Annotated in this window: 14 protein-coding genes; 13 read left to right on the forward strand and 1 reads right to left on the reverse strand. The window is 62.6% G+C overall.

Annotated features, from left to right (window positions below; translation table 11 throughout):
* Positions 1-3: 3 nt before the first annotated feature.
* The 12 genes from J2858_RS20355 (at position 4) to J2858_RS20410 (ending at position 15,844) form a co-directional block, all read left to right on the forward strand.
* Complete coding sequence (locus J2858_RS20355) at positions 4-741, forward strand: hydroxyethylthiazole kinase (RefSeq protein WP_210106692.1); 738 nt, start codon at positions 4-6, stop codon at positions 739-741.
* Positions 728-1,390, forward strand: a complete 663-nt coding sequence (gene thiE / locus J2858_RS20360) for a thiamine phosphate synthase (protein WP_210106693.1) — start codon at positions 728-730, stop codon at positions 1,388-1,390. The genes J2858_RS20355 and thiE overlap by 14 nt, the downstream gene beginning before the upstream one ends.
* Positions 1,387-2,187, forward strand: coding sequence for a bifunctional hydroxymethylpyrimidine kinase/phosphomethylpyrimidine kinase (gene thiD, locus J2858_RS20365; RefSeq protein ID WP_210106694.1), 801 nt, complete (start codon positions 1,387-1,389; stop codon positions 2,185-2,187). The genes thiE and thiD overlap by 4 nt, the downstream gene beginning before the upstream one ends.
* Positions 2,184-3,986 (forward strand): TRAP transporter large permease subunit, encoded by a 1,803-nt coding sequence (locus J2858_RS20370; protein ID WP_210106695.1) that lies wholly within the window; start codon positions 2,184-2,186, stop codon positions 3,984-3,986. The genes thiD and J2858_RS20370 overlap by 4 nt, the downstream gene beginning before the upstream one ends.
* 14 nt (positions 3,987-4,000) lie before the next feature.
* The gene (locus J2858_RS20375; RefSeq protein WP_210106696.1) at positions 4,001-4,993 is read left to right on the forward strand and encodes a TRAP transporter substrate-binding protein; all 993 of its coding nucleotides are present in this window, start codon (positions 4,001-4,003) and stop codon (positions 4,991-4,993) included.
* Between the two features lie 68 nt (positions 4,994-5,061).
* Positions 5,062-5,661 carry a recombination regulator RecX gene (gene recX, locus J2858_RS20380; protein WP_210106697.1) on the forward strand — a complete coding sequence of 200 codons (600 nt, stop codon included), beginning with the start codon at positions 5,062-5,064 and terminating at the stop codon, positions 5,659-5,661.
* Between the two features lie 314 nt (positions 5,662-5,975).
* The gene (gene bcsN, locus J2858_RS20385; RefSeq protein WP_210106698.1) at positions 5,976-6,959 is read left to right on the forward strand and encodes a cellulose biosynthesis protein BcsN; all 984 of its coding nucleotides are present in this window, start codon (positions 5,976-5,978) and stop codon (positions 6,957-6,959) included.
* An 11-nt stretch (positions 6,960-6,970) separates the two neighbouring features.
* Positions 6,971-9,160: a UDP-forming cellulose synthase catalytic subunit gene (gene bcsA / locus J2858_RS20390; protein WP_210106699.1), complete on the forward strand. Its 2,190-nt coding sequence runs from the start codon at positions 6,971-6,973 to the stop codon at positions 9,158-9,160.
* A gap of 326 nt (positions 9,161-9,486) precedes the next feature.
* Positions 9,487-11,631, forward strand: a complete 2,145-nt coding sequence (locus J2858_RS20395; protein WP_210106700.1) for a cellulose biosynthesis cyclic di-GMP-binding regulatory protein BcsB — start codon at positions 9,487-9,489, stop codon at positions 11,629-11,631.
* The gene (locus tag J2858_RS20400) at positions 11,628-12,671 is read left to right on the forward strand and encodes a glycosyl hydrolase family 8 (RefSeq protein WP_210106701.1); all 1,044 of its coding nucleotides are present in this window, start codon (positions 11,628-11,630) and stop codon (positions 12,669-12,671) included. The genes J2858_RS20395 and J2858_RS20400 overlap by 4 nt, the downstream gene beginning before the upstream one ends.
* Positions 12,662-14,923: a tetratricopeptide repeat protein gene (locus J2858_RS20405; RefSeq protein WP_210106702.1), complete on the forward strand. Its 2,262-nt coding sequence runs from the start codon at positions 12,662-12,664 to the stop codon at positions 14,921-14,923. Before J2858_RS20400 ends, J2858_RS20405 begins: the two co-directional genes overlap by 10 nt.
* A 747-nt stretch (positions 14,924-15,670) precedes the next feature.
* Positions 15,671-15,844 (forward strand): DUF1328 domain-containing protein, encoded by a 174-nt coding sequence (locus tag J2858_RS20410; RefSeq protein ID WP_210106703.1) that lies wholly within the window; start codon positions 15,671-15,673, stop codon positions 15,842-15,844.
* 212 nt (positions 15,845-16,056) lie between these two features.
* Here J2858_RS20410 and J2858_RS20415 read toward each other — a convergent pair whose 3' ends face one another.
* The gene (locus J2858_RS20415; protein ID WP_210106704.1) at positions 16,057-16,518 is read right to left on the reverse strand and encodes an Lrp/AsnC family transcriptional regulator; all 462 of its coding nucleotides are present in this window, start codon (positions 16,516-16,518) and stop codon (positions 16,057-16,059) included.
* 132 nt (positions 16,519-16,650) lie between these two features.
* On the opposite strand from J2858_RS20415, the gene putA reads away from it, so the two are divergent.
* Entirely contained in the window at positions 16,651-20,352 is a 3,702-nt protein-coding gene (gene putA, locus J2858_RS20420; RefSeq protein ID WP_210106705.1) for a trifunctional transcriptional regulator/proline dehydrogenase/L-glutamate gamma-semialdehyde dehydrogenase, read from the forward strand.
* Positions 20,353-20,380 lie beyond the last annotated feature (28 nt).

A 20,380-nucleotide genomic window follows, 5' to 3' on the forward strand; every position in this document is an offset into this window, starting at 1 on the left:
GACATGAGCAGGCTTCCCACAAAAGAAGACGCCGCAGACCTGATCGCGCGCGTGCGCGCTCGGCGCCCCCGCGTGCATTGCCTGATGAACACCGTCGTGCAGAAATTCACCGCCGATGGCATCAGCGCGATCGGCGCCATTCCCTCGATGACGTCGTCGATGGAAGAAATCGCCGATTTTGTCGCCAAGGCCGATGCGCTGACGATCAATCTCGGCACGCTGGATGCGGAACGCAAGAAGGTAATCCGGCTTGCCGTCGATGTCGCAACGACCGGCGGTAAACCCTGGATCCTCGATCCCGTCCATTGCGATTACTCCCCGACGCGGCTTGCCTTTGCCCGCGAACTCATCACGCTCGGCCCGACGATTGTGCGCGGCAACCGGGCGGAGATGGAACTGATCGGGGAGACCGGCGCCAGTCTTCTCATCATGACTGGTCCCGTCGATCATCTGAGCGATGCGGAGAAAAGCGTCCGCGTGGAAAACGGCCATGCCTTCATGGCGGTGGTGACGGGCACCGGCTGCCTTTCCGGCGGCGTGATCGCCGCCTTCATGGCGGTCGAAAAGAATGCGCTGACGGCCGCGACCGCCGCCCTCTGCACAACCGGCGTTTCAGCGGAACTTGCCGCCCCATCTGCGCGAGGTCCCGGCAGTTTCGAGCCGGCATTCCTCGATGCACTGGCAAACCTTGGCCCCGGCGACCTCATTTCCCATGCAAGGATACACCATGAGGCGACTTGATTACCGGCTGAATGCGCTGGTGGATGCCTCGCTTCTCGATGTGGCGGATCTCGCCGTGCTGGCAAAGCTTGCCGCCGACCACGGCGCAACGCTGATCCAGTATCGCGACAAGACCGCCTCGACGCGGGTGATGATCGAGCGCGCCGAGACCATCAAGGCGGCGCTTGGCGCAAGCAGCGTGCCCTTCGTCGTCAACGACCGGGTCGACGTGGCGCTTGCCGCCGGCGCAGACGGCGTGCATCTCGGCGCAGACGACATGGATCCCGTCACAGCGCGCCACCTGCTGGGGCCGGATGCCATTATCGGTGTGACCGTGAAGACACCCGCCGATGCCAAGCGGGCCGGAACGGGGCCTGTCGATTATGCCTGCATCGGCGGCGTGTTCGAAACGCTCTCCAAGGTCAACCCGGATCCGCCGGTAGGCCTTGAGGGCCTGAGGACGCTTCGCGCAACGATCCGGGCGCTCAATCCGGCGCTTCCCGTCGGTGCCATCGCCGGCATCACACTGGAAACGGCTCCCTCCGTCATCGCTGCCGGCGCCGATGGCATTGCTGCCATTTCGGCCCTGTTTCGCGCGCCGGACATCGCCGCTGCCGTGCGCGATTTCCGTACCGTCATCGATAACAGCCTGAAAGGAGAGGGGGCATGACCGCCATAGCGCTGACCATTGCCGGTTCCGACAGCGGCGGCGGCGCCGGGATCCAGGCCGATATCAAGACCTTTTCGGCGCTCGGCACCTATGCCGCAAGCGTCATCACCGCCGTCACCGCGCAGAACACTCGGGGCGTCACGGCCGTCGAGGATATTTCACCCGGCGTTATCGGCGCACAGATGGATGCCGTCTTCAGCGATCTTTCCGTCAACGCCGTCAAGATCGGCATGGTCTCGCGCAGCGAAACCATCGCGGTCATCGCCGACCGGCTTCAGGCCATCCGTGCTCCGATCGTGGTCGACCCGGTGATGGTTGCCACCTCCGGCGATCGCTTGCTGCAGGAAGATGCCATAGCGGCGCTCACCCACCTACTGTTGCCGCTTGCCCATGTGGTGACGCCGAACCTGCCGGAAGCAGCACTTCTGACCAGTCAGCCGATCGCAGAGAACCGGAATGAGATGATCGCGCAGGCCCGCATCGTTCTTGGGTTCGGCGCGCGGGCGGTTCTCATGAAAGGCGGGCACGGGGAGGGAGCGGAAAGCGTCGATTACCTGGTCACGACCGACGAAGTGCTCCCCTTGTCTGCCCCGCGGATCGATACCCGGAACGATCACGGCACCGGCTGCACCCTTGCCGCAGCGGTGACTGCAAACCTTGCAAAGGGACTGCCCCTGGCTGAAGCCGCACGTAAGGCAAAGGCCTATCTGCAGGCCGCACTGGAAGGCGGCCGCGAGCTTGCCATTGGCGGGGGCCGGGGGCCGGTTCACCATTTCCATGGGTGGTGGCAGGCATGACGCAGAGGGCAGGGAAGCGTCGCGTTCAAAGCATGCTGGCAGGCTTCGAGTCCGTTCTTTCGGGTCTGGCTGCCGTGCTGCTTTTTGCGCTGCTTGCCCTCGTGCTTATCAATGTCACGCTCCGCTATGTCTTTCAAAGCGGCTTTATCGGCGCGGAAGATCTCGGCATCTGGCTGCATCTGGCGCTGATTTCGGTCGCCGCCCCGCTGTCTCTTTCGGGCCCGCTTGCCATGCGGTTCGATGTCGGCCTGCGGCTTTTGCCGTCCAAAGGGCGGGCGGTCGCCGAAATGCTGGCGGATGCGGTCAGCGTCGTCGCGGCCCTCACGCTCATCTTCGGTGCTGATGAAACAATCGCCATGCTCGGCGGTATCTCGCCAACGCTTGGGCTTCCGGAATGGCTGCGTTTTGCCCTGATCGGCAGCGGCGGCTTTATGCTGCTTGCGGTTCTCGGCTTGCGACGCCTTGCAGACACCAGAGGATTGCCGCTCCTGGCGTCTCTCGTGCTGGGCGGCGGGCTTTATGGTCTGGCCACCCATATGGATCTCAGCGGAAATTGGCCGCCAAGCGCCTTTCTCGCCCTCATCGCCGGCATCGGCCTCCTTGTCTCGGCACCATTGTCCCATGCATTTCTGGCCGCAGCCTCGCTCAGCCTTGCCTTCGGAAGCAGCCTGCCGGAACCGGCCATCGTCGCCACCGCCGTCAATGGCATGTCGAAATTCCTGCTGCTGGCCATTCCCTTCTTCCTGCTGGCCGGCGGTCTTCTGACCGCCTCCGGGGCTGCCGAGCGCCTCGTGCGCTTTGCCGCAACGCTGGTCGGCCATCGCCGGGCGGGGCTTGCGCAAACGGTGCTGCTGACCAGCGTTATCTTTTCCGGCGCGTCGGGCTCCTCTGTTGCCAACGCCGCCTTCGGCGCCTCCACCTTCCAGCCGCAACTGGTCAAGAACGGTTATCCACCGGCGCAGGCGGGCGCGATCATTGCCGCCTCTTCAGTGCTTGATAACGTCATTCCGCCCTCGATCGCCTTCCTGCTTCTCGCCGCCGCCACCAACCTGTCGGTCGGCTCGCTTCTGGCCGGTGGCTTTGTCGCCGGCGGATTGATGGCCGTGTGCCTGGCCATCGCCATCCACGTCTCGGTCAAGGCCCGGCCGGAAGGACGGCCCGCCTCGGGCAGCGAACGCATCGCCGCCACTCTGTCTGCATTGCCGGCCTTCGGCCTTGGCGTCATCGTGGTCGCCGGCATTCGCTTCGGCGTGGTCACCACGACCGAGGCCGCAGCCCTTGCCGCAGCTTACACGCTGGTCCTTGCACTGGCAGCGCGCCTTTCCATCACCTCGCTCACCGCCGCCTTCCGACAGGCGGCAGCGGAAGCAGGCGCCATCGGGCTGCTGATCGGTTCGGCCGGACCCTTTGCCTTCCTGCTTGCGGTGGATGACGTGGCAGGTCTGATCGCGGACGCCGTCAACGCGTTCGGACATCATCCCGCACTCGTCCTCCTGATGGCAAACCTCGTGCTGCTGGTCGCGGGGCTGGTGCTGGATATCGGCGCGGCGATCCTGCTGCTCGGGCCAATCCTGCTTCCGGTTGCCGTGTCTGCCGGGCTCGATCCCATCCATTTCGGCGTCATCCTGGTGGTGAACCTGATGATCCACGGCCTGACGCCGCCGCTCGGCATTCTGATCTTTGTCGTATCGGGCGTTACCCGCGTGCCGGCCGCGGAGCTTTTTCGCGCAGTGCTACCCTATCTTGCGGCGCTGCTCACCGCACTCTTCATCCTCTCTGTTGCAACACTGATGGTCTGAAAGGTCTAAACCCCATGTCCCAGTTGAAACGCCGCTCCTTTATGGCCGTGACCGCGGGTGCGGCCTTTGCTGCACCGGCCCTTCTGCGACCGGCCGCGGCGCGCACAACGACGATCACCGTCGCCTCGCTTCTCGGCGAAGACAAACCGGAGACAAAAATCTGGCGGCATGTGGCCGAACAGGTGGAGCAGAAACTGCCCGGCCGGTTCCGTTTCAACGTGGTAGCGAACGGGGCGCTCGGCGGCGAAAAGGAAGTGGCGGAGGCGACCCGGCTCGGCTCTGTCCAGGCAAGCCTTTCCACCGTCTCGGCCCTGTCCGGCTGGGTGCCGGAGCTGCAGATTCTCGATCTGCCCTTCCTCTATCGGGATGCCGCCCATCTGCGCCGCGTGGTGACGGGCAGCACCGGCGAGGCGCTTTCGGCAAGGCTTGCGGCGCAGAACTTCATCTCCTGCGGCTTTATCGATTACGGCGCACGCCATCTCCTGACGAAGACCCCCGTCACGCGGCCGGAGCAGCTCAAAGGCCAGCGCATCCGCGTCATCCAGAGCCCGCTCCACACAAAGCTCTGGAGCGCCTATGGCGCCGCCCCAGTCGGCATTCCCATCACCGAGACCTATAATGCACTCTCGACCGGCGTGGTGGATGCCATGGATCTCACCAAATCCGCCTATGCCGGCTTCAAGCTTTATGAAGTCGTCCCCTCGATGACGGAGACCGGCCATATCCGTGCCTCCGGCATCGTGTTCTTTGCGGCAAGCTTCTGGAAGACGCTTTCGCCGGAAGAACAGGCTGTGCTGCAGACGGCAGCCGGTGAGGGTGCACTTTATTTCAACCAGTTGATCGTCGAAGACGAGGCGCGCTCGATGGAAACGGCAAAGGCCCATGGCGGCAAGCTTCTGCAGCCGGAAGCGTTCGAAACCTGGCAGGCCGGCGCAAAAAATGTCTGGCAGGATTTTGCGACGGTGGTCGGCGGCATGGATCGCATCGAAGCAGTCCAGCAGGCCTGACATCGCGCCGCGTCTGGCCCTTCGCTGCGTTTGCCTCTATGAGGGAGCCGAGGACCAGAAGACTGCCGATGACCGACAGCAAGACACCGACGGACAACCCCACCAAGACCGGACCGCATGAAAATGCCGGTGACGAGAGCGACCGGCCGACCCCGCGCATGCTTTCCTGGGCGCGCAATTCCGCCGCCTACCGGCTTTCCAAGCGCATGATGACGCAACGGCAACTCTCGGACGCCATCAGCCGCAAGGCGCGGCAGAAATTCGAAGGCATCAGCGAAGCGCAGGTCAAGGCGCTTGCAGCCTCCGCGGTTGCCTTCGGGCTGGATGTGAAAGCACTGGATGACACCGCCTATGCGGAAATTAGGACCCGATCCTCGGCCCGCGCCGGCAAATCAAAAAAGGCCATTGCCCAGACGCTTGCCCAGAAGGGCGTCGACCGTCAGATCGTCACAGAGGCCCTCTCAGACGCCGACGACCTGCGCGCCGCCGTCATCTACGCCAGACGCCGCGCCTTCGGGCCGTTTCGCCGGATAGACCTCGATGACAAGCAGAAGGCCCGAGAACTTTCCGCCTTCGCCCGCCAGGGTTTTTCCTACGACATCGGCGCGCGGGTGTTTGCGATGGATGTCGATGAGGCCGACGAAATTCTGGGTGGCGATAGCTGGTGAGGTTCAGCGCCATGGTGTGGCAGCCGGCAGCGGCGGCAACCTCGTCCAGGCCCGCACCGCGGAACCGGACGCGTTCGAGGCCTTACACGTGAAGGATGCCTGTGCGCCGTTATATCCTATAAGCGCAAACCGCTCGCGATTTTCGACTTTTGACATAATCTCAAACTCGCCGCCGGTCGCGATAGATGCTCACTGCGATCCAGTAAAACTGGGGAATTTTAGACATTGTTAACCAAACATCCCGCTACGTGGGGGTATGGAAGACTGCTTCATGATTCGAAGCGGCCGTGGAAAATGTTTCGGGAAACGATATAATGAGGGCGGCCTCCTTATATAACGTCGTAGCAGGCGTGCTGGCGTCTACAATCCTTGCGGGTTGCCAGACGGCGGCTGCCGTCAAGACACCGGCCGCACCAGAACTCGTGGCACCGGAAAAGGCGCTGATCATGCCTCCCCCGGGCGGGCTTGCCATGGTGGGCGTGGTGGAGCATGCCTATGGCAACGGCATCGAGCAGACCGTGTTGCTTGCCACATCGTCCTCCGTCATCGGGCAGAATTACCTCAAGATCCGCTACAACGGCGGCAATTCGGGCGAAACCGGCAGCGTTGCCTACCGTCCGATCACCGAGAGCAGCCTTCGCAGCGAGAGGGCGGCGGCCCTTCCCGGCATTCGCCTGACCCCATCCATGAATTTCCTGCGCAATGCCTACGGGCCGATCGGCTATGCGTCCGGCAAAAGCGCCGGCGGCGATACCTGTCTCTTTGGCTGGCAGCAGATCCGTTCGCGCTCGACCGGCAGCGGAATGGGACGCGATTTCGGCATGATCCAGGTGAGGGTGCGGCTTTGCGATCACGCTGCAAGCGAGCGGGAACTGCTCAATTACATGTATGGCTATACCATCACCGGCACGTTCCAGGGGCAGATCTGGAACCCCTATGGCGCGCCTCCGCCAGTATCCGACAGCCTCGCCTATGCTGGACCGCAGGTTCTGCCGCCTGCCGATACGACCCCGGCATACTATTCCTTCGGCTATCGCCCGCAGGCGCCAGCCGCCCTGCGGGCGCCGGTCAGACAGGCGCTTGCACCCGTTGCCAAGGCACCCGATCCGGGTCCGGCCGTGGTTGTCGTTCCAGGCCCCGGCGCAACACTCGCTCCCGTCACCGCCACACCGGCCTCATCGGCGCCGCCTTCCCTGGCGACAACGGCGCCATCATCCCCACTCCTGGTCCCTTCGCCGCAATGCCTTGGTTCCACCCCGGCCCCCAACGGCAGCGCATGCGCCGCCAACGATAAGTGAGGTTGCAGTCCATGAACACCTCATCAGCAAGGGACACCAGGGGCGTGGTCTCCAGCATCGTCTTCTGGGCCTTGATCTCGGTCCTTACCCTCGTCGTCATCACCCTGCCGGTCAGCATGCAGACGCAGCTGGTGCTGAGCCTCACCGTCGTCGTCATGCTCGGCATCCTGAAGGTCACGGCAGCCGGCGGGCGCTGGCGGCTGATCACGCTGGCGCTCGGAACCTCCATCGTGCTGCGCTACGTCTACTGGCGCACCACCGAAACCATTCCGCCTGTCAGCCAGCTCGAAAACTTCATTCCCGGCATCCTGGTCTATCTGGCCGAAATGTACAGCGTGGTCATGCTCGGCCTCAGCCTGTTCATCGTCGCCATGCCGCTGCCGCCGCGGCCGGCACCCGATCTCGACCCGGACTACCTGCCGACGGTCGATGTCTTCGTGCCGAGCTACAACGAGGGGGAGGATCTGCTGTCCAACACGCTTGCGGCTGCAAAAGCGATGGATTATCCGGCGGACAAGCTGCAGATCTGGCTGCTTGACGATGGCAGCACGCAGCAGAAGCAGAATTCGACCGATGTCCGCGAGGCCGAAGTCGCCATTGCCCGGCACCATACCCTTACCGCGCTGTGCGCCGAACTTGGCATCAACTACCTTAGCCGCGAACGCAACGTGCACGCCAAGGCCGGCAACCTCAACAACGGCCTCTTGCATTCGCAAGGGCAGCTGGTTGCCGTATTTGACGCCGACCACGCACCGGCGCGCGACTTCCTGCGGCAAACCGTCGGCTACTTCAACAAGGATCCGAAGCTTTTCCTCGTGCAGACGCCGCATTTCTTCATCAATCCGGATCCGCTCGAGCGCAATCTGCAGACCTTCGAGACGATGCCGAGCGAAAACGAGATGTTCTACGGCATCATCCAGCGCGGGCTGGACAAATGGAATGCCGCCTTTTTCTGCGGCTCGGCGGCCGTGCTGCGGCGCGAGGCGCTGAAGCAGTCGAACGGCTTCAGCGGTCTCAGCATCACCGAAGACTGCGAGACCGCCCTTGCGCTGCACTCCACAGGCTGGAACAGCGTCTATGTCGACAAGCCGCTGATCGCCGGCCTGCAACCGGCCACCTTTGCAAGCTTCATCGGACAACGCAGCCGCTGGGCACAGGGGATGATGCAGATCCTGCGATTCCGCTTTCCGCTTCTGAAGCGCGGCTTATCGCCGGCCCAGCGCCTCTGCTACATGTCGTCGACGCTGTTCTGGCTGTTTCCCTTTACCCGCGTGATCTTTCTCTTTGCGCCCCTGTTCTACATCCTCTTCGACCTGGAAATATTCACGGCCTCCGGCGGCGAGTTTCTGGCCTATACCAGCGCCTATATGGTGGTGAACCTGATGCTGCAGAACTACCTCTATGGTGCGTTTCGCTGGCCCTGGATCTCCGAGCTTTACGAATATATCCAGACGGTCCACCTGCTGCCGGCGGTCATTTCGGTCATGCTCAACCCGACCAAGCCGACGTTCAAGGTGACGGCCAAGGACGAAAATGTCTCCTCCGACCGTCTTTCGGAACTCAGCCGGCCGTTTTTCGTCATCTTCGCCGCTCTCCTGGTCACGCTGGTCATCGCCGGATACCGGATTTATACGGAACCCTATAATGCCGACGTGCTGCTGGTGGTCGGCGGCTGGAACCTGCTCAACCTGATCATCGCCGGCTGCGCGCTTGGCGTCGTGTCCGAGCGCAAGGATCGGGCATCATCGAGACGGTTCAGGGTACGCCGCCGCTGTGAACTGGGCTTCGACGACGCCTGGTATCCCGCCTCCATCGAGGATGTGTCCGTCGGCGGCCTTCGCCTGCAGGCCTTCGGCCGCGACCTGAAGGCATTGCAACAAAATGCGCCCGCGCAGATCCGCTTCCAGCCGCATGGCGGCGCCATGGAGCCGGTGGTGCTGCCCGTCAAGGTGCGCAATATCGAGACGACCAGCGACATCGCCATGCTTGGTTGCCAGTATCAACCCCAGAACGCCAAGGATCGCAGCTCGATTGCCGATCTCCTCTTTGCAAACTCCGCGCAATGGGAAGAATTCCAGCGCGGAAGGCGCCACAATCCGGGTCTCATCCGCGGCACCGTCTGGTTCCTGGGTCTGGCCATGTATCAGATGAGCCGAGGCTTGCTCTACCTCTTCAAGGGTTTGAAGGGGGCTGCGGAATGACCGGGCACCCAAAGCTGCTTTTTGCCGCAATGAACTGCCTTCTGGCGCTGGCTGTACCGGCAGGGGCGCAGACGCCCTTCGACATGTCACCGGAGCGGCCGCCGGCTCCCGCCAGTCCCGTGATCCCGCCATCCCTGCCGGTGCCGGGGGGGGCGGAGACCCGCAAGCCCCCGCTCCCGACGCCGGCTCCTGCTAGAGCGCCTGTGCCACCCGCCTCACAGCCGGCGGTCCAGGCTGTCCAATCGCCGCCCTCGCCAGTCCCGACAGCGCCCGTGTCACCCGCGCCGGCCCCTGCTCAGGCTCCGGCTCCTTCTCCTGTCCAGACCATGCGCCACTACCTCGTGCCGGGCGCAAGTCTGGTTCTCGAGGGCGAATACGCTCGCAAAGGGTGGAGCTTCTACCTGATGGACGCGGAAGCCAATGCGCCGGCCAAATTGCGGATGAGCTTTCGCAATGCTGTTGTCATTGCCCCGGAAGTGTCGGAACTGCAGGTCCTGATCAACGGTCATCCCATTGCGCAGGAGCGGATTGCGGCTGCCGATGCACCCGGCACGCTCCTCCTCGACATTCCGACGGGCGTCCTGCAGGCAGGTGCCAACCGCATCGAGATCATCGCCTCGCAACGTCACCGGACCGACTGCGACATCCGCTCCACCTATGAATTGTGGACGGAAATCGACCCGAAGGAGACCTATCTTTCGTTTGCCAGCGCCTCGATCGCGCCTCTGTCGGTTGCCGAGGCGATCCGTGCCGTGGGCGTCGACGAGACGGGACGCACGCAGTTCAAGATCTGGATGCCAGGCGTTGGCCAGACCAATGCAGCCACCAATGCCATTCGCCTCGTGCAGGGCATCGCCCTGCTTGGCTCGATGCCCAACCAATCCTTCCAGTTTTCCACCGTCGATGATCTGACGCCGGGACCGGGCCAGTTGTTGATCGTCATGGGCACGTGGAGCGAGTTGCACCCGCTCGTTGCCGACCTTCCGGAAACGGCCCGCGCAGCAGCGGTTGCCACAGTCCTGCCCGCCAAGGATGGAAACAACCGCAGACTGCTGATCGCGGGCCCCACCTGGGAAAGTATCGGGCCTGCCATCGAAAGCCTCGTGGCCTCCGTGGACCGACCTCTCAACGTGCCGCGCGATGTCATCGAGACCCAGCGCTGGAGCGCCCCGAACGCTCCAATTCTCGTCGGCGGTGAACAGATTCCGCTGTCGCAGATGGGAGTCGACACTGTCGAGTTCAGCGGACGCCGGCTGCGGACGGGCTTCAACATTGCCGTACCGCCGGACTTTTATGCCAATGCCTATGGCGAGGCGACGCTGCTCATTGATGCAGCCTTCACCGCGGAGGTGAGGCCTGGCAGCCATATCGATGTCTACATCAATGGGAATATCGCGTCGACCTTGCCGATCAAGACGACGAGCGGGGCGATCTTCAACAAGTTGCCCATCAAGGTCCCCCTGCGGCACATCAAGGCCGGGGTCAACGAGATCGTCATCGAGGTCCTGCTCGAGACGGAGGCCGATCTGGCCTGCATGCCCGGGACACCCGCGGGCCAGACTCCGCGTTTTGCACTGTTCGATAGTTCCGAATGGGTGATGCCGAACTTTGCGCGGCTGGGCCAAGTGCCAAACCTTGCCACGTTGACAAGCTTTGGCCGATTCTCCGCTGATGCGACGATACCTGTTCTCCTGTCGATCGATCATCTGGAACCGGACACGCTGGCGGCAGCCGCGACTTTCATCGGCAAGGTCGCCTTGTCGCTCGGACGCCTGCAGCAGGTTGATATGGTGATGGCGGCGCAGGCGCTTGGCGAACGCCCGGCACTCTTTGTCGGAACAATCGGCCAGATACCTCCGAAAGTCCTGTCGCAGCTTGGGGTATCGTCCACCGCTGTCAACACCTGGCGGCCGCAGATCGGAGCGCCCGCCACACAGACGGTCGGCACCCCCGACGCAATGATCAAGTGGCGCCAGCAGGTGAGCGGCGGCGAGATTTCCGAAGGGCTTGCCAGATTACGACACTGGATCGGTCGCCGGTTCGATATTTCGCTGGAATCGCTGAGCCTGCTGCCGGAGCGCGACGAGATTTTCCAGCCTTCACAGAACGATACGCTGCTGGTCGGGCAGGGGCAGAGCCCCGATCGCTCCGCGCGCTGGACCGCTCTCATTGCACCAACGCCTGCAGAGCTCCGAGAAGGGCTGGCGGGGCTGGCACAACAGGACAAATGGCAGGCCCTGAGTGGCCGCATGACATCCTACCGCGCCAAGATAGACGAAATCACCAATCGACCGGCGCACAGTGTCGTCTTTGTCCAGAGCACCACCCCGTCGATTGCCAACTACCGATTGATTGCGGCCAACTGGTTCTCTACTAATATTCTAATTTATGCAGGTCTTGTCGTCGTCGTCTGTGCATTCCTGGGTACTGCGACGATGGTCATGCTTTCCAGAATGGGCCGGCGGCCATGAAAACGTGGTTTTCTCTTCTCTTTGCAGCGCTCTTTATTGCCTATGTGCCACCGGCGCGTGCGCTTGCAACATCGGTCAGCCCAGCCGAATGGAGCCTTTACAAGGCTCACTTTCTCGATCGCGGTGGTCGCATCATCGACAATGGCAATGGCGGCATCAGCCATACCGAAGGGCAGGGCTATGGCTTGCTGCTCTCCTACCTTGCCGGAAATCGCGCTGATTTCGAACTCATCTGGAGCTTTACAAGTGCCGAGATGCTGCTGCGCAACGATGGTCTGGCCGTCTGGAAATGGGACCCGGCCTCCAAACCGCATGTGACGGACGTCAACAACGCGACGGACGGTGACCTGCTGATTGCCTATGCACTGGCCCTTGCAGGTACCACCTGGAACAGGCCGGACTACATTGCCGCTGCAACGCGCATGGCAACGGCAGTGTTGAAGGACGCCGTGGTCGTCTACGGGGGGCGAACGCTTCTGATGCCCGCTTCCACCGGATTTTCGGCCAAGGATCGCGCCGATGGTCCTGTCATCAATCCGTCCTACTGGATCTTCGAAGCCTTTCCGGTGATGAACGTGCTTGCGCCATCAGAGAAATGGCAGAATCTGACGGATAGCGGGCTCGATCTCCTGCAGTCGCTGCAATTCGGGCCGGCGCGGCTGCCCGCCGAATGGGTCAGCCTCAAGCGAAGCCCACAGCCGGCGGCAGGCTTTGCGCCTGAATTTTCCTATAACGCCATCCGTATCCCGCTTTACTTGGCACGCGCCGGCCTGGGCGATGCCGCGTTCCTGCGCCATCTGATGGGCGCGATGGCACCTGTCGACCGTCCCATGGCAACGGTCAACCTCATCACCGGTCAACCGCTCGATCCGTTGGTCGACAATGGATACCGGATTGTCACCAGCCTGCTCGATTGTGTGGTGAATGGCACCCAGGTGCCGGCCGAGTTGCAAAGCTTCCGACCTGAACTGTATTACCCCTCGACGCTTCAGCTTCTTGCGCTTTCATTTCTTCGGGAGGAACACCCGGCATGTCTTTGAAACCGGCGCATCGCTATTGGCCCGTCGTCTTCGTAAGCCTGTGCGTGCTTGGCGCTGGCACCTCATACGCTGCCTCGTCCAGCCAGGGTGGCGACACGGAGCCGTCGCTGGTGCCGGTGGAGCGTCAGGGACGCCTGCGCCTGGCCAAGGAGGCCATGGGTGTCACCACGGGACCGCGTCTCGCACAGGTTCCCGAAGCGCCCGCCGCTGCCCCCCAGTCCGCCCCCGCGCCTGCCGGACGCGTGCAAAGAGATCCGCCGCCGACCGCAACACCGGCCCCGGCGCAAGCGTCTGTGCCACCGTCTCAACCCACGACGAATGCTGCGGCACCGGAGCCGGATCTGAGTGCTTTGCGCTATTTCGCCAGCCGGGGCGATACCGCACGGCTGAAGGTTGAGATCGCCCGGCTGCGCAGCCTTTATCCCGATTGGTCCCCGCCGGACGATCCACTGGCCATCCCGCGCAACGGCGATCCGCAGCTGGAAGCCATGTGGAAGCTTTACGCGGAAGGCCGATATCCGGAGATCCGCCAGGCCATCGCGGAACGGCAGGCGGCAGACCCCAACTGGACGCCGCCGGCGGATCTGCTGAACCGGCTCGCCATGGCCGAGGCGCGCAGTCGTCTCGTCAACGCCTCCAACCTCAAGCAATATGCCACCGTCATCTCCCTTGGCGCGAGCAACCCGAACCTGTTGAACTGCAGTGACGTGGATGTGCTGTGGCGTATCGCAGAGGCCTTTGTGCGCACAGATCGCCCGCAGCGTGGCGTCGACGCCTATAGCTATATTCTCAGGCAGTGCGAAAACCCGCAGGAACGCGTCGCGACCATTCAGAAAGCAGCGGAACTGTTGCCGGCAACAGATCTTCGCGCGCTTCTTTCCCTGGAGAAACCGCTCGCGGACGGCCAGCCGGAATTTGCCGCCCTGCGCGACGATCTGGCCCGCCGCTTCATCGCCGATGCCAACAAGAATAACCGGATGGATGTTGCGCCGGAAGACGTCCAGCGGCTTGAGGCCGTGGCCGAGCGCGACAAGCTCGCCTCGGACAGCCTTCAGCTCGGCTGGCTGTTCCAGCGGCGCGGCGATCTCGTCAATGCCGAAAAATGGTTCCGTGCCTCGCGCGACAAGGAACCGTCGGCCTCGGCCTCGCAGGGACTTGCGCTGGTCCTGATTGCCCGTGGCCTGCCGATGGAGGCCGAAGACATCATGTACCAGTGGCGCGACACGTCCGACGACAGCAAGGCGACCTATCTTGCCGCTGCGGCGAACCTCTTGGCGCTCAACCCGGCGCCGGTGCTGGCCGAACCGGTGCTGCGCCGCATCGCAGTGGAAGTCATTGCCGCCAAATATGTGCCAGCCGCCCAGCAACTGGGGTGGTATGCGCAGACGCTGCGTCAGCCACAGACGGCGATGCAGTGGTTCGAGACCGCCCTGCAATGGAAACCGGATGACGAGCCCTCCGCCTATGGCCTCCTGATCGTGCGGCAAAGCCTGAACGACCGCGCCGGTGTGCTGGCCATCCAGAAGGAATGGGCAGGGCGCTCACAGCGCATCGCCGATGCGGGGGAAAAAAGCCCGCCGCAGACCCCGCCACTTGCTGTCCAAACGCCGCGCCAGGAGGCCACCAAGCCCGCTCCCTTGTCCTTCACCGCGCCGGACCGCGGCGCGCCCGTCGCCGCGCCCCAGCGGATGACCGCCACGACGACAGCAAGAACCGCCACGGCCCGTCGCAGCGCCTGCGCTTCGCGCACCGGCACCGCGTCCCAGCGCGTCGAGGACACCACGCTGACGAATGGCTGGTGCCTGATGGATCTCAACCGTCCGCTGGAAGCGGTGCAGGCCTTTGAGGCCGCACTGAAAAGCCCGTCAGCGGCCATTAGGGAGGATGCAGCCTACGGACAGTCGCTGGCCTATCTGCGCCTCGGCCTGACCGATAACGCTGCCGTTGCCGCCACTAAGGCACCCCAGCGGCCCGCCCGCGCCGCCGAGCTTCAGGTTTCCATTCTCGGCAACCGCGCGCTGTCGGCTTTCCAGGCCGGACGCTATAGGGAAGCCTTGGTCTATCTTGACCAGCGTGCTGCACTGAAAACGGAGACAACCGATCTCATGGTGCTGCGTGCCTATGCCTATCAGGAACTGGGCATTTCGGCAGGAGCGCGGCAGATCTTCGAGGTGCTGGCGGAAACCGGCAACAAGGATGCGCTGCGCGGCGTCGAGGAAATTCGGTCCATGATGAACGACCGGGGTGGCTGATAGTCACCCCAGACGGCAGTTGCCCGTCCGTAATCGTTGATCAAGAGAGAATGGCGCCTGGTTCAGACGCGAAGCCGGCAGCGCGCGCCTGCGCGGCAACCGCTTGAGGCCTTGCAGAGGCTACAGCAGGCTACCCGTTACAAACAGGTAAGCGACACCCACTGCCGCCAGGACGGCAAGACCAATCATGTGATAGTTCGGCGTTGATTTCATACCAGGCCACAACTCATTCGAAATTTAATATTCTACTGCGTCTTATCCAAACATACGTTCATGATAAGTTAGAAAAAATCTATTTTCACAAGATGCACCATGTTGCCAGCATCCAGCAGTTAGGAGAATTCAAATCGACACTTTATGAGTGCGGACGAGTACGCCGTGGCAGGCATTCGCCGCATGTATGGAATAATCACCCCGAAGGTGATGCCCTTATGAAAGTTCAAAGTAATCTGACTGTCAATTAGAAGTTTAGTTGTTTTTCGAAGCGCGAAAATTGTGATCGTCAGACATTATATATTTAAATGTATATAAGCATTGAGCGGATTTAAATTTTTCTTTTCGGAATAGTTTTACGCGTCAGCTCCTAGACGAGCGGCCCCTCGGGGAAAGCCGCGCCGGCAGCGCCCGTCATCATGATCTTTTCCAAGTTCCCGCCGCAGCCGCGGACGGAGGCTCCCTCCGCACCCACCATGGAACCCGGTTGAGGCTTTTGCGTTGAGGGGAACACACGATATTTAAGGAACGATCATGCTGAAGTGGGCTCTTATTTTTCTCGTCATCTCCCTGATTTCCGGCTTCCTCGGTTTTTCCGGTGTATCGGCCGCAACCGCCACGATCGCGCGCGTGCTGTTCTTCATCGCGATCATCGTATTTCTGGTTTTTGTCGTCCTCGCCTTCATGGCAGGCAGCGTTGTCTTATAATCCAGACGCAGGCGTCTCAGGCGCTTGACGGCCCGACAAACGAAAAAAGCCCTGCCAAACGGCAGGGCAAATCTGGGGGAAAAACTCGCACGCCCTTTGGGTTGCGAGCACCTCATACAGACAGAGTTTTGCGGTTCTCGCGAGGGCGACTTGCCCAAAAACGGTACGATCTGCAGAAAAAACGACAGCACCCTTGCCTGTTTTTTGCCAAGTCAGCTTTCCTTGACGGACTGCATGGCGACCGATGTGGAGGTGCTTGCCACGTGCGGCAGGCTTGATATCTTTTCGCCGAGCACCTCCCTGTAACGGCGGATGTTTTGGGTGCGTACTTTCAAAAGATAATCAAAGCGGCCGGCAATCATGTGGCACTCCTCTACCTCCTTGATGCGCCGCACCGCCTGATTGAATTCGCTCAGCGCCTTTTCCCGCGTATCGGACAGCTTGACCTCGGCAAAGGCCACGTGATCGAGACCGAGTTTCTGCGGGTTGATGACAGCGCGGAAGCCGAGAATGTAGCCAGTTTCCATGAGGCGTTTCAGTCGTGCATTGCACGGCGTCTTGGAAAGACCAATGCTGGCCGCGAGATCCGTGACCGAGATGCGGCCGTTTTCGCGTACAGCCTCGATTATCTTCATGTCAAACATATCCAGTTCGTCTTCCAATGGCGAGTTCATGGTATTTTTCTCCAGAAAATTACGCTATTTCTAGCCAAATTCACTTCCATTGGCCATCATTAAAGATCACCTCCCGATCGGGATTCATGTACACTCGGGTAAATGTCAGCCCTCGTGATCGAGATCGTTCCGATGACCTTTCAAGGCGCCTCCTCCGTATCCACCGCAGTCCCGTCCTCCGAACCGTTCGCCGATTTTGCGCCGCCCATCGGTGCGCAGTCGCAGCTGCGGCAAGCCATTACCGCCGCCTATCGCCGTCCGGAGGCCGAATGCCTTCAGCCGCTGCTCTCGGCTGCAAGCCTGCCCGACACGGACAAGCTGAAGATCCGGGAAACGGCGCGTGCGCTGGTCACAGCCCTTCGGGCAAAACATCGCGGCAGCGGCGTCGAGGGGCTGGTGCATGAATATTCGCTCTCCAGCCAGGAGGGCGTGGCGCTGATGTGCCTTGCCGAAGCGCTGCTGCGCATTCCCGATACGGCCACCCGCGACGCACTGATCCGCGACAAGATTTCCGCCGGCGACTGGAAATCCCATATGGGCGGCGGGCGTTCGCTCTTCGTTAATGCCGCCACCTGGGGGCTCGTGGTCACCGGCAAGCTGACGGCGACCGTCAACGATCGCAGCCTGTCTGCGGCGCTCACGCGGCTGATTGCCCGTTGCGGCGAACCGGTCATCCGGCGCGGCGTCGACATGGCCATGCGCATGATGGGGGAGCAGTTCGTCACCGGCGAAACCATTGATGAGGCACTGCGCCGCGCTCGCACGATGGAAGACAGGGGCTTTGGCTATTCCTACGACATGCTCGGAGAGGCGGCCACCACCATGGCCGATGCTGAGCGCTATTATCGGGACTACGAAACCGCCATCCATGCGATTGGAAGGGCGGCTGCCGGTCGCGGCGTCTATGCGGGGCCTGGCATTTCCATCAAGCTGTCGGCGCTCCACCCGCGCTACGCCCGCACGCAAGCCGCACGCGTCATGGATGAGCTTCTGCCGCGTGTGAAGGCGCTGGCGCTTCTCGCCAAGACCTATGATATCGGTCTCAATATCGACGCGGAGGAGGCCGACCGGCTGGAGCTGTCGCTCGATCTTCTGGAAAGCCTCTGCCTGGATGCCGACCTGTCCGGCTGGAACGGTATTGGCTTTGTCGTCCAGGCCTACGGTAAGCGCTGCCCCTTCGTGCTCGATTTCATCATCGATCTGGCCCGTCGCTCCGGCCATCGCATCATGCTGCGTCTCGTCAAGGGCGCCTATTGGGACGCCGAAATAAAGCGCGCCCAGCTGGACGGCCTCAGCGATTTCCCCGTCTATACGCGCAAGGTTCACACCGACGTCTCTTATCTCGCCTGCGCGAAAAAGCTTCTTGACGCGCGCGATGCGGTCTTCCCGCAGTTTGCCACCCACAATGCCCAGACGCTGGCGAGCGTCTATCACATGGCCGGGCCGGAATTTTCCGTTGGGTCCTACGAGTTCCAGTGTCTGCACGGCATGGGTGAGCCGCTGTATGAGGAGGTCGTTGGGCAGGACAAGCTGGCGCGACCGTGCCGCATCTATGCGCCGGTCGGTACGCATGAAACGCTGCTGGCCTATCTCGTGCGCCGCCTTCTGGAAAACGGCGCCAACTCCTCCTTCGTCAACCGCATTGCCGATGAGACGGTCACGGTCGAGGAAATGATAGCCGATCCGGTCGATGCGGTGCGCGCGATGGCAGAGCCCGGCGCGCGTCACGACCGCATCGAGCTTCCCTCCGGCATCTTTGGCAAGGGTCGTCGCAACTCAAAGGGCCTCGATCTGTCGAACGAGACGGTGCTGGCCGATCTGTCCCATACTCTGACGGCAAGCGCCGTCATCCCTTGGACCGCCGTGCCGCTGATTGCCTTCGAGGCGACAGCGGCCGACGCACAGCCGGTGCTGAACCCCGCCGACCATGGCGATACTGTTGGCCACGTCCGGGACGCGACCGAAGACATGGCGCAACAGGCGGTGGCGCTTGCCGCAACGCAGGGCATCTCCTGGGCCGCCACGGCGCCCGGCGAGCGGGCCGCCTGCCTCGAGCGCGCCGCAAACCGGCTGGAGGAGCGCATGCTAGAGCTTCTCGGGCTCATCATGCGGGAGGCTGGAAAATCCGTCTTCAACGCCATCGCCGAAGTGCGCGAAGCGGTGGATTTTCTGCGCTATTACGCCGAGCAGGCCAAGCGCACACTGGGGCCTGCCCATAGGCCGCTTGGGCCCGTCGTCTGCATCAGCCCGTGGAATTTCCCGCTTGCCATCTTCACCGGGCAGGTGGCCGCAGCGCTTGTGGCCGGCAATCCGGTGCTGGCAAAGCCGGCCGAGGAAACGCCCCTCATTGCCGCCGAAGCCGTGCGCATCCTGCATGAGGCGGGCATTCCGGTCACCGCCCTGCAATTGCTGCCGGGCGGCGGACAGATCGGCGCGGCACTTGTCGCAGCCCCGCAGACGGCAGCCGTCATGTTTACCGGTTCGACGGAAGTCGCCCGGCTTATCCAGAAGCAACTGGCCGGACGGCTGTCTTCCTCAGGCAAGCCGATCCCGCTGATTGCCGAGACCGGCGGGCAGAACGCCATGATCGTTGATTCCTCGGCGCTGGCCGAACAGGTGGTCGGCGATGTCATCGCCTCTGCCTTCGATAGCGCCGGCCAGAGATGTTCGGCGCTGCGGGTTCTCTGCCTGCAGGAGGAGGTCGCGGACCGCGTTCTGGTGATGCTGAAGGGCGCGCTTGCCGAATTGTCCATCGGCCGCACCGATCGGTTGAGCATCGATATCGGGCCGGTCATTACACCGGAAGCACAGGAAACCATCGAGGCGCATGTGCACCACATGGCCTCGCTTGGGCGTTCCATTCACCGCGCGGACCTGCCGCAATCGGCCGCCGCCGGGACCTTCGTCGCGCCGACGATCATCGAGCTTTCATCGCTTGGCGAGCTTCAGCGCGAGGTGTTCGGCCCTGTCCTGCATGTCATCCGCTATCGGCGCGCCGATCTCGACCGGCTGATCGATGATATCAATGCCACCGGCTATGGCCTGACCTTTGGCCTCCATACTCGCCTCGACGAAACCATCGCCCATGTGATGAGCCGCATCCGCACCGGCAACCGCTATATCAACCGCAATGTGATCGGCGCCGTTGTCGGCGTTCAGCCGTTTGGCGGGCGCGGCCTGTCCGGCACCGGCCCGAAGGCGGGCGGCCCGCTCTATCTTGGCCGCCTCGTGGACGTGCCGCCAGAGCCGCCGCAGCTCAGTTCGGTTCATCTTGATCCGGCACTCACCGATTTTGCCCGCTACCTGGATGATCGGCAGATGCCGGAGGCGGCGGAACGGGCGCGCACCATCGGCCGCCAGTCGGCACTGGGGCTTGAGCTGCAATTGGCGGGGCCGGTTGGCGAACGAAATCTCTATGCCCTTCATCCCCGCGGCCAGATCCTTCTCGTGGCAGAGAGCTTCCAGGGGCTTCTGACGCAACTTGCCTGCGTGCTCGCGACCGGCAACAGTGCCGTCATCGATACGGCTGCCGGCCTTGGCCCGCAGTTGCAGGCTTTGCCGGCAAGCCTTTCGCCGCGCGTCCGCTTTACCGGCGACTGGGAAACGGCGGGCCCCTTCGCTGGCGCGTTGATCGAAGGGGAGGGCGACACCGTCACCGCCGCACTCACGCGCATCGCCGATCTTGCCGGCCCGCTGGTTCTCGCGCAGGCCGCCTCGCCACAGGATGCCGGGCGTGCCGATGCCTATTGCCTCAACTGGCTGCTGGAAGAGGTCTCCACCTCGATCAACACGGCAGCCGCCGGTGGCAATGCCAGCCTGATGTCGATCGGCTGAGGCTTGCTCCCGGATCACCGGACCGTAT

It is taken from the genome of Neorhizobium galegae (genome assembly GCF_017877135.1).
GTDB classification, from domain to species: Bacteria; Pseudomonadota; Alphaproteobacteria; order Rhizobiales; family Rhizobiaceae; genus Neorhizobium; species Neorhizobium galegae_A.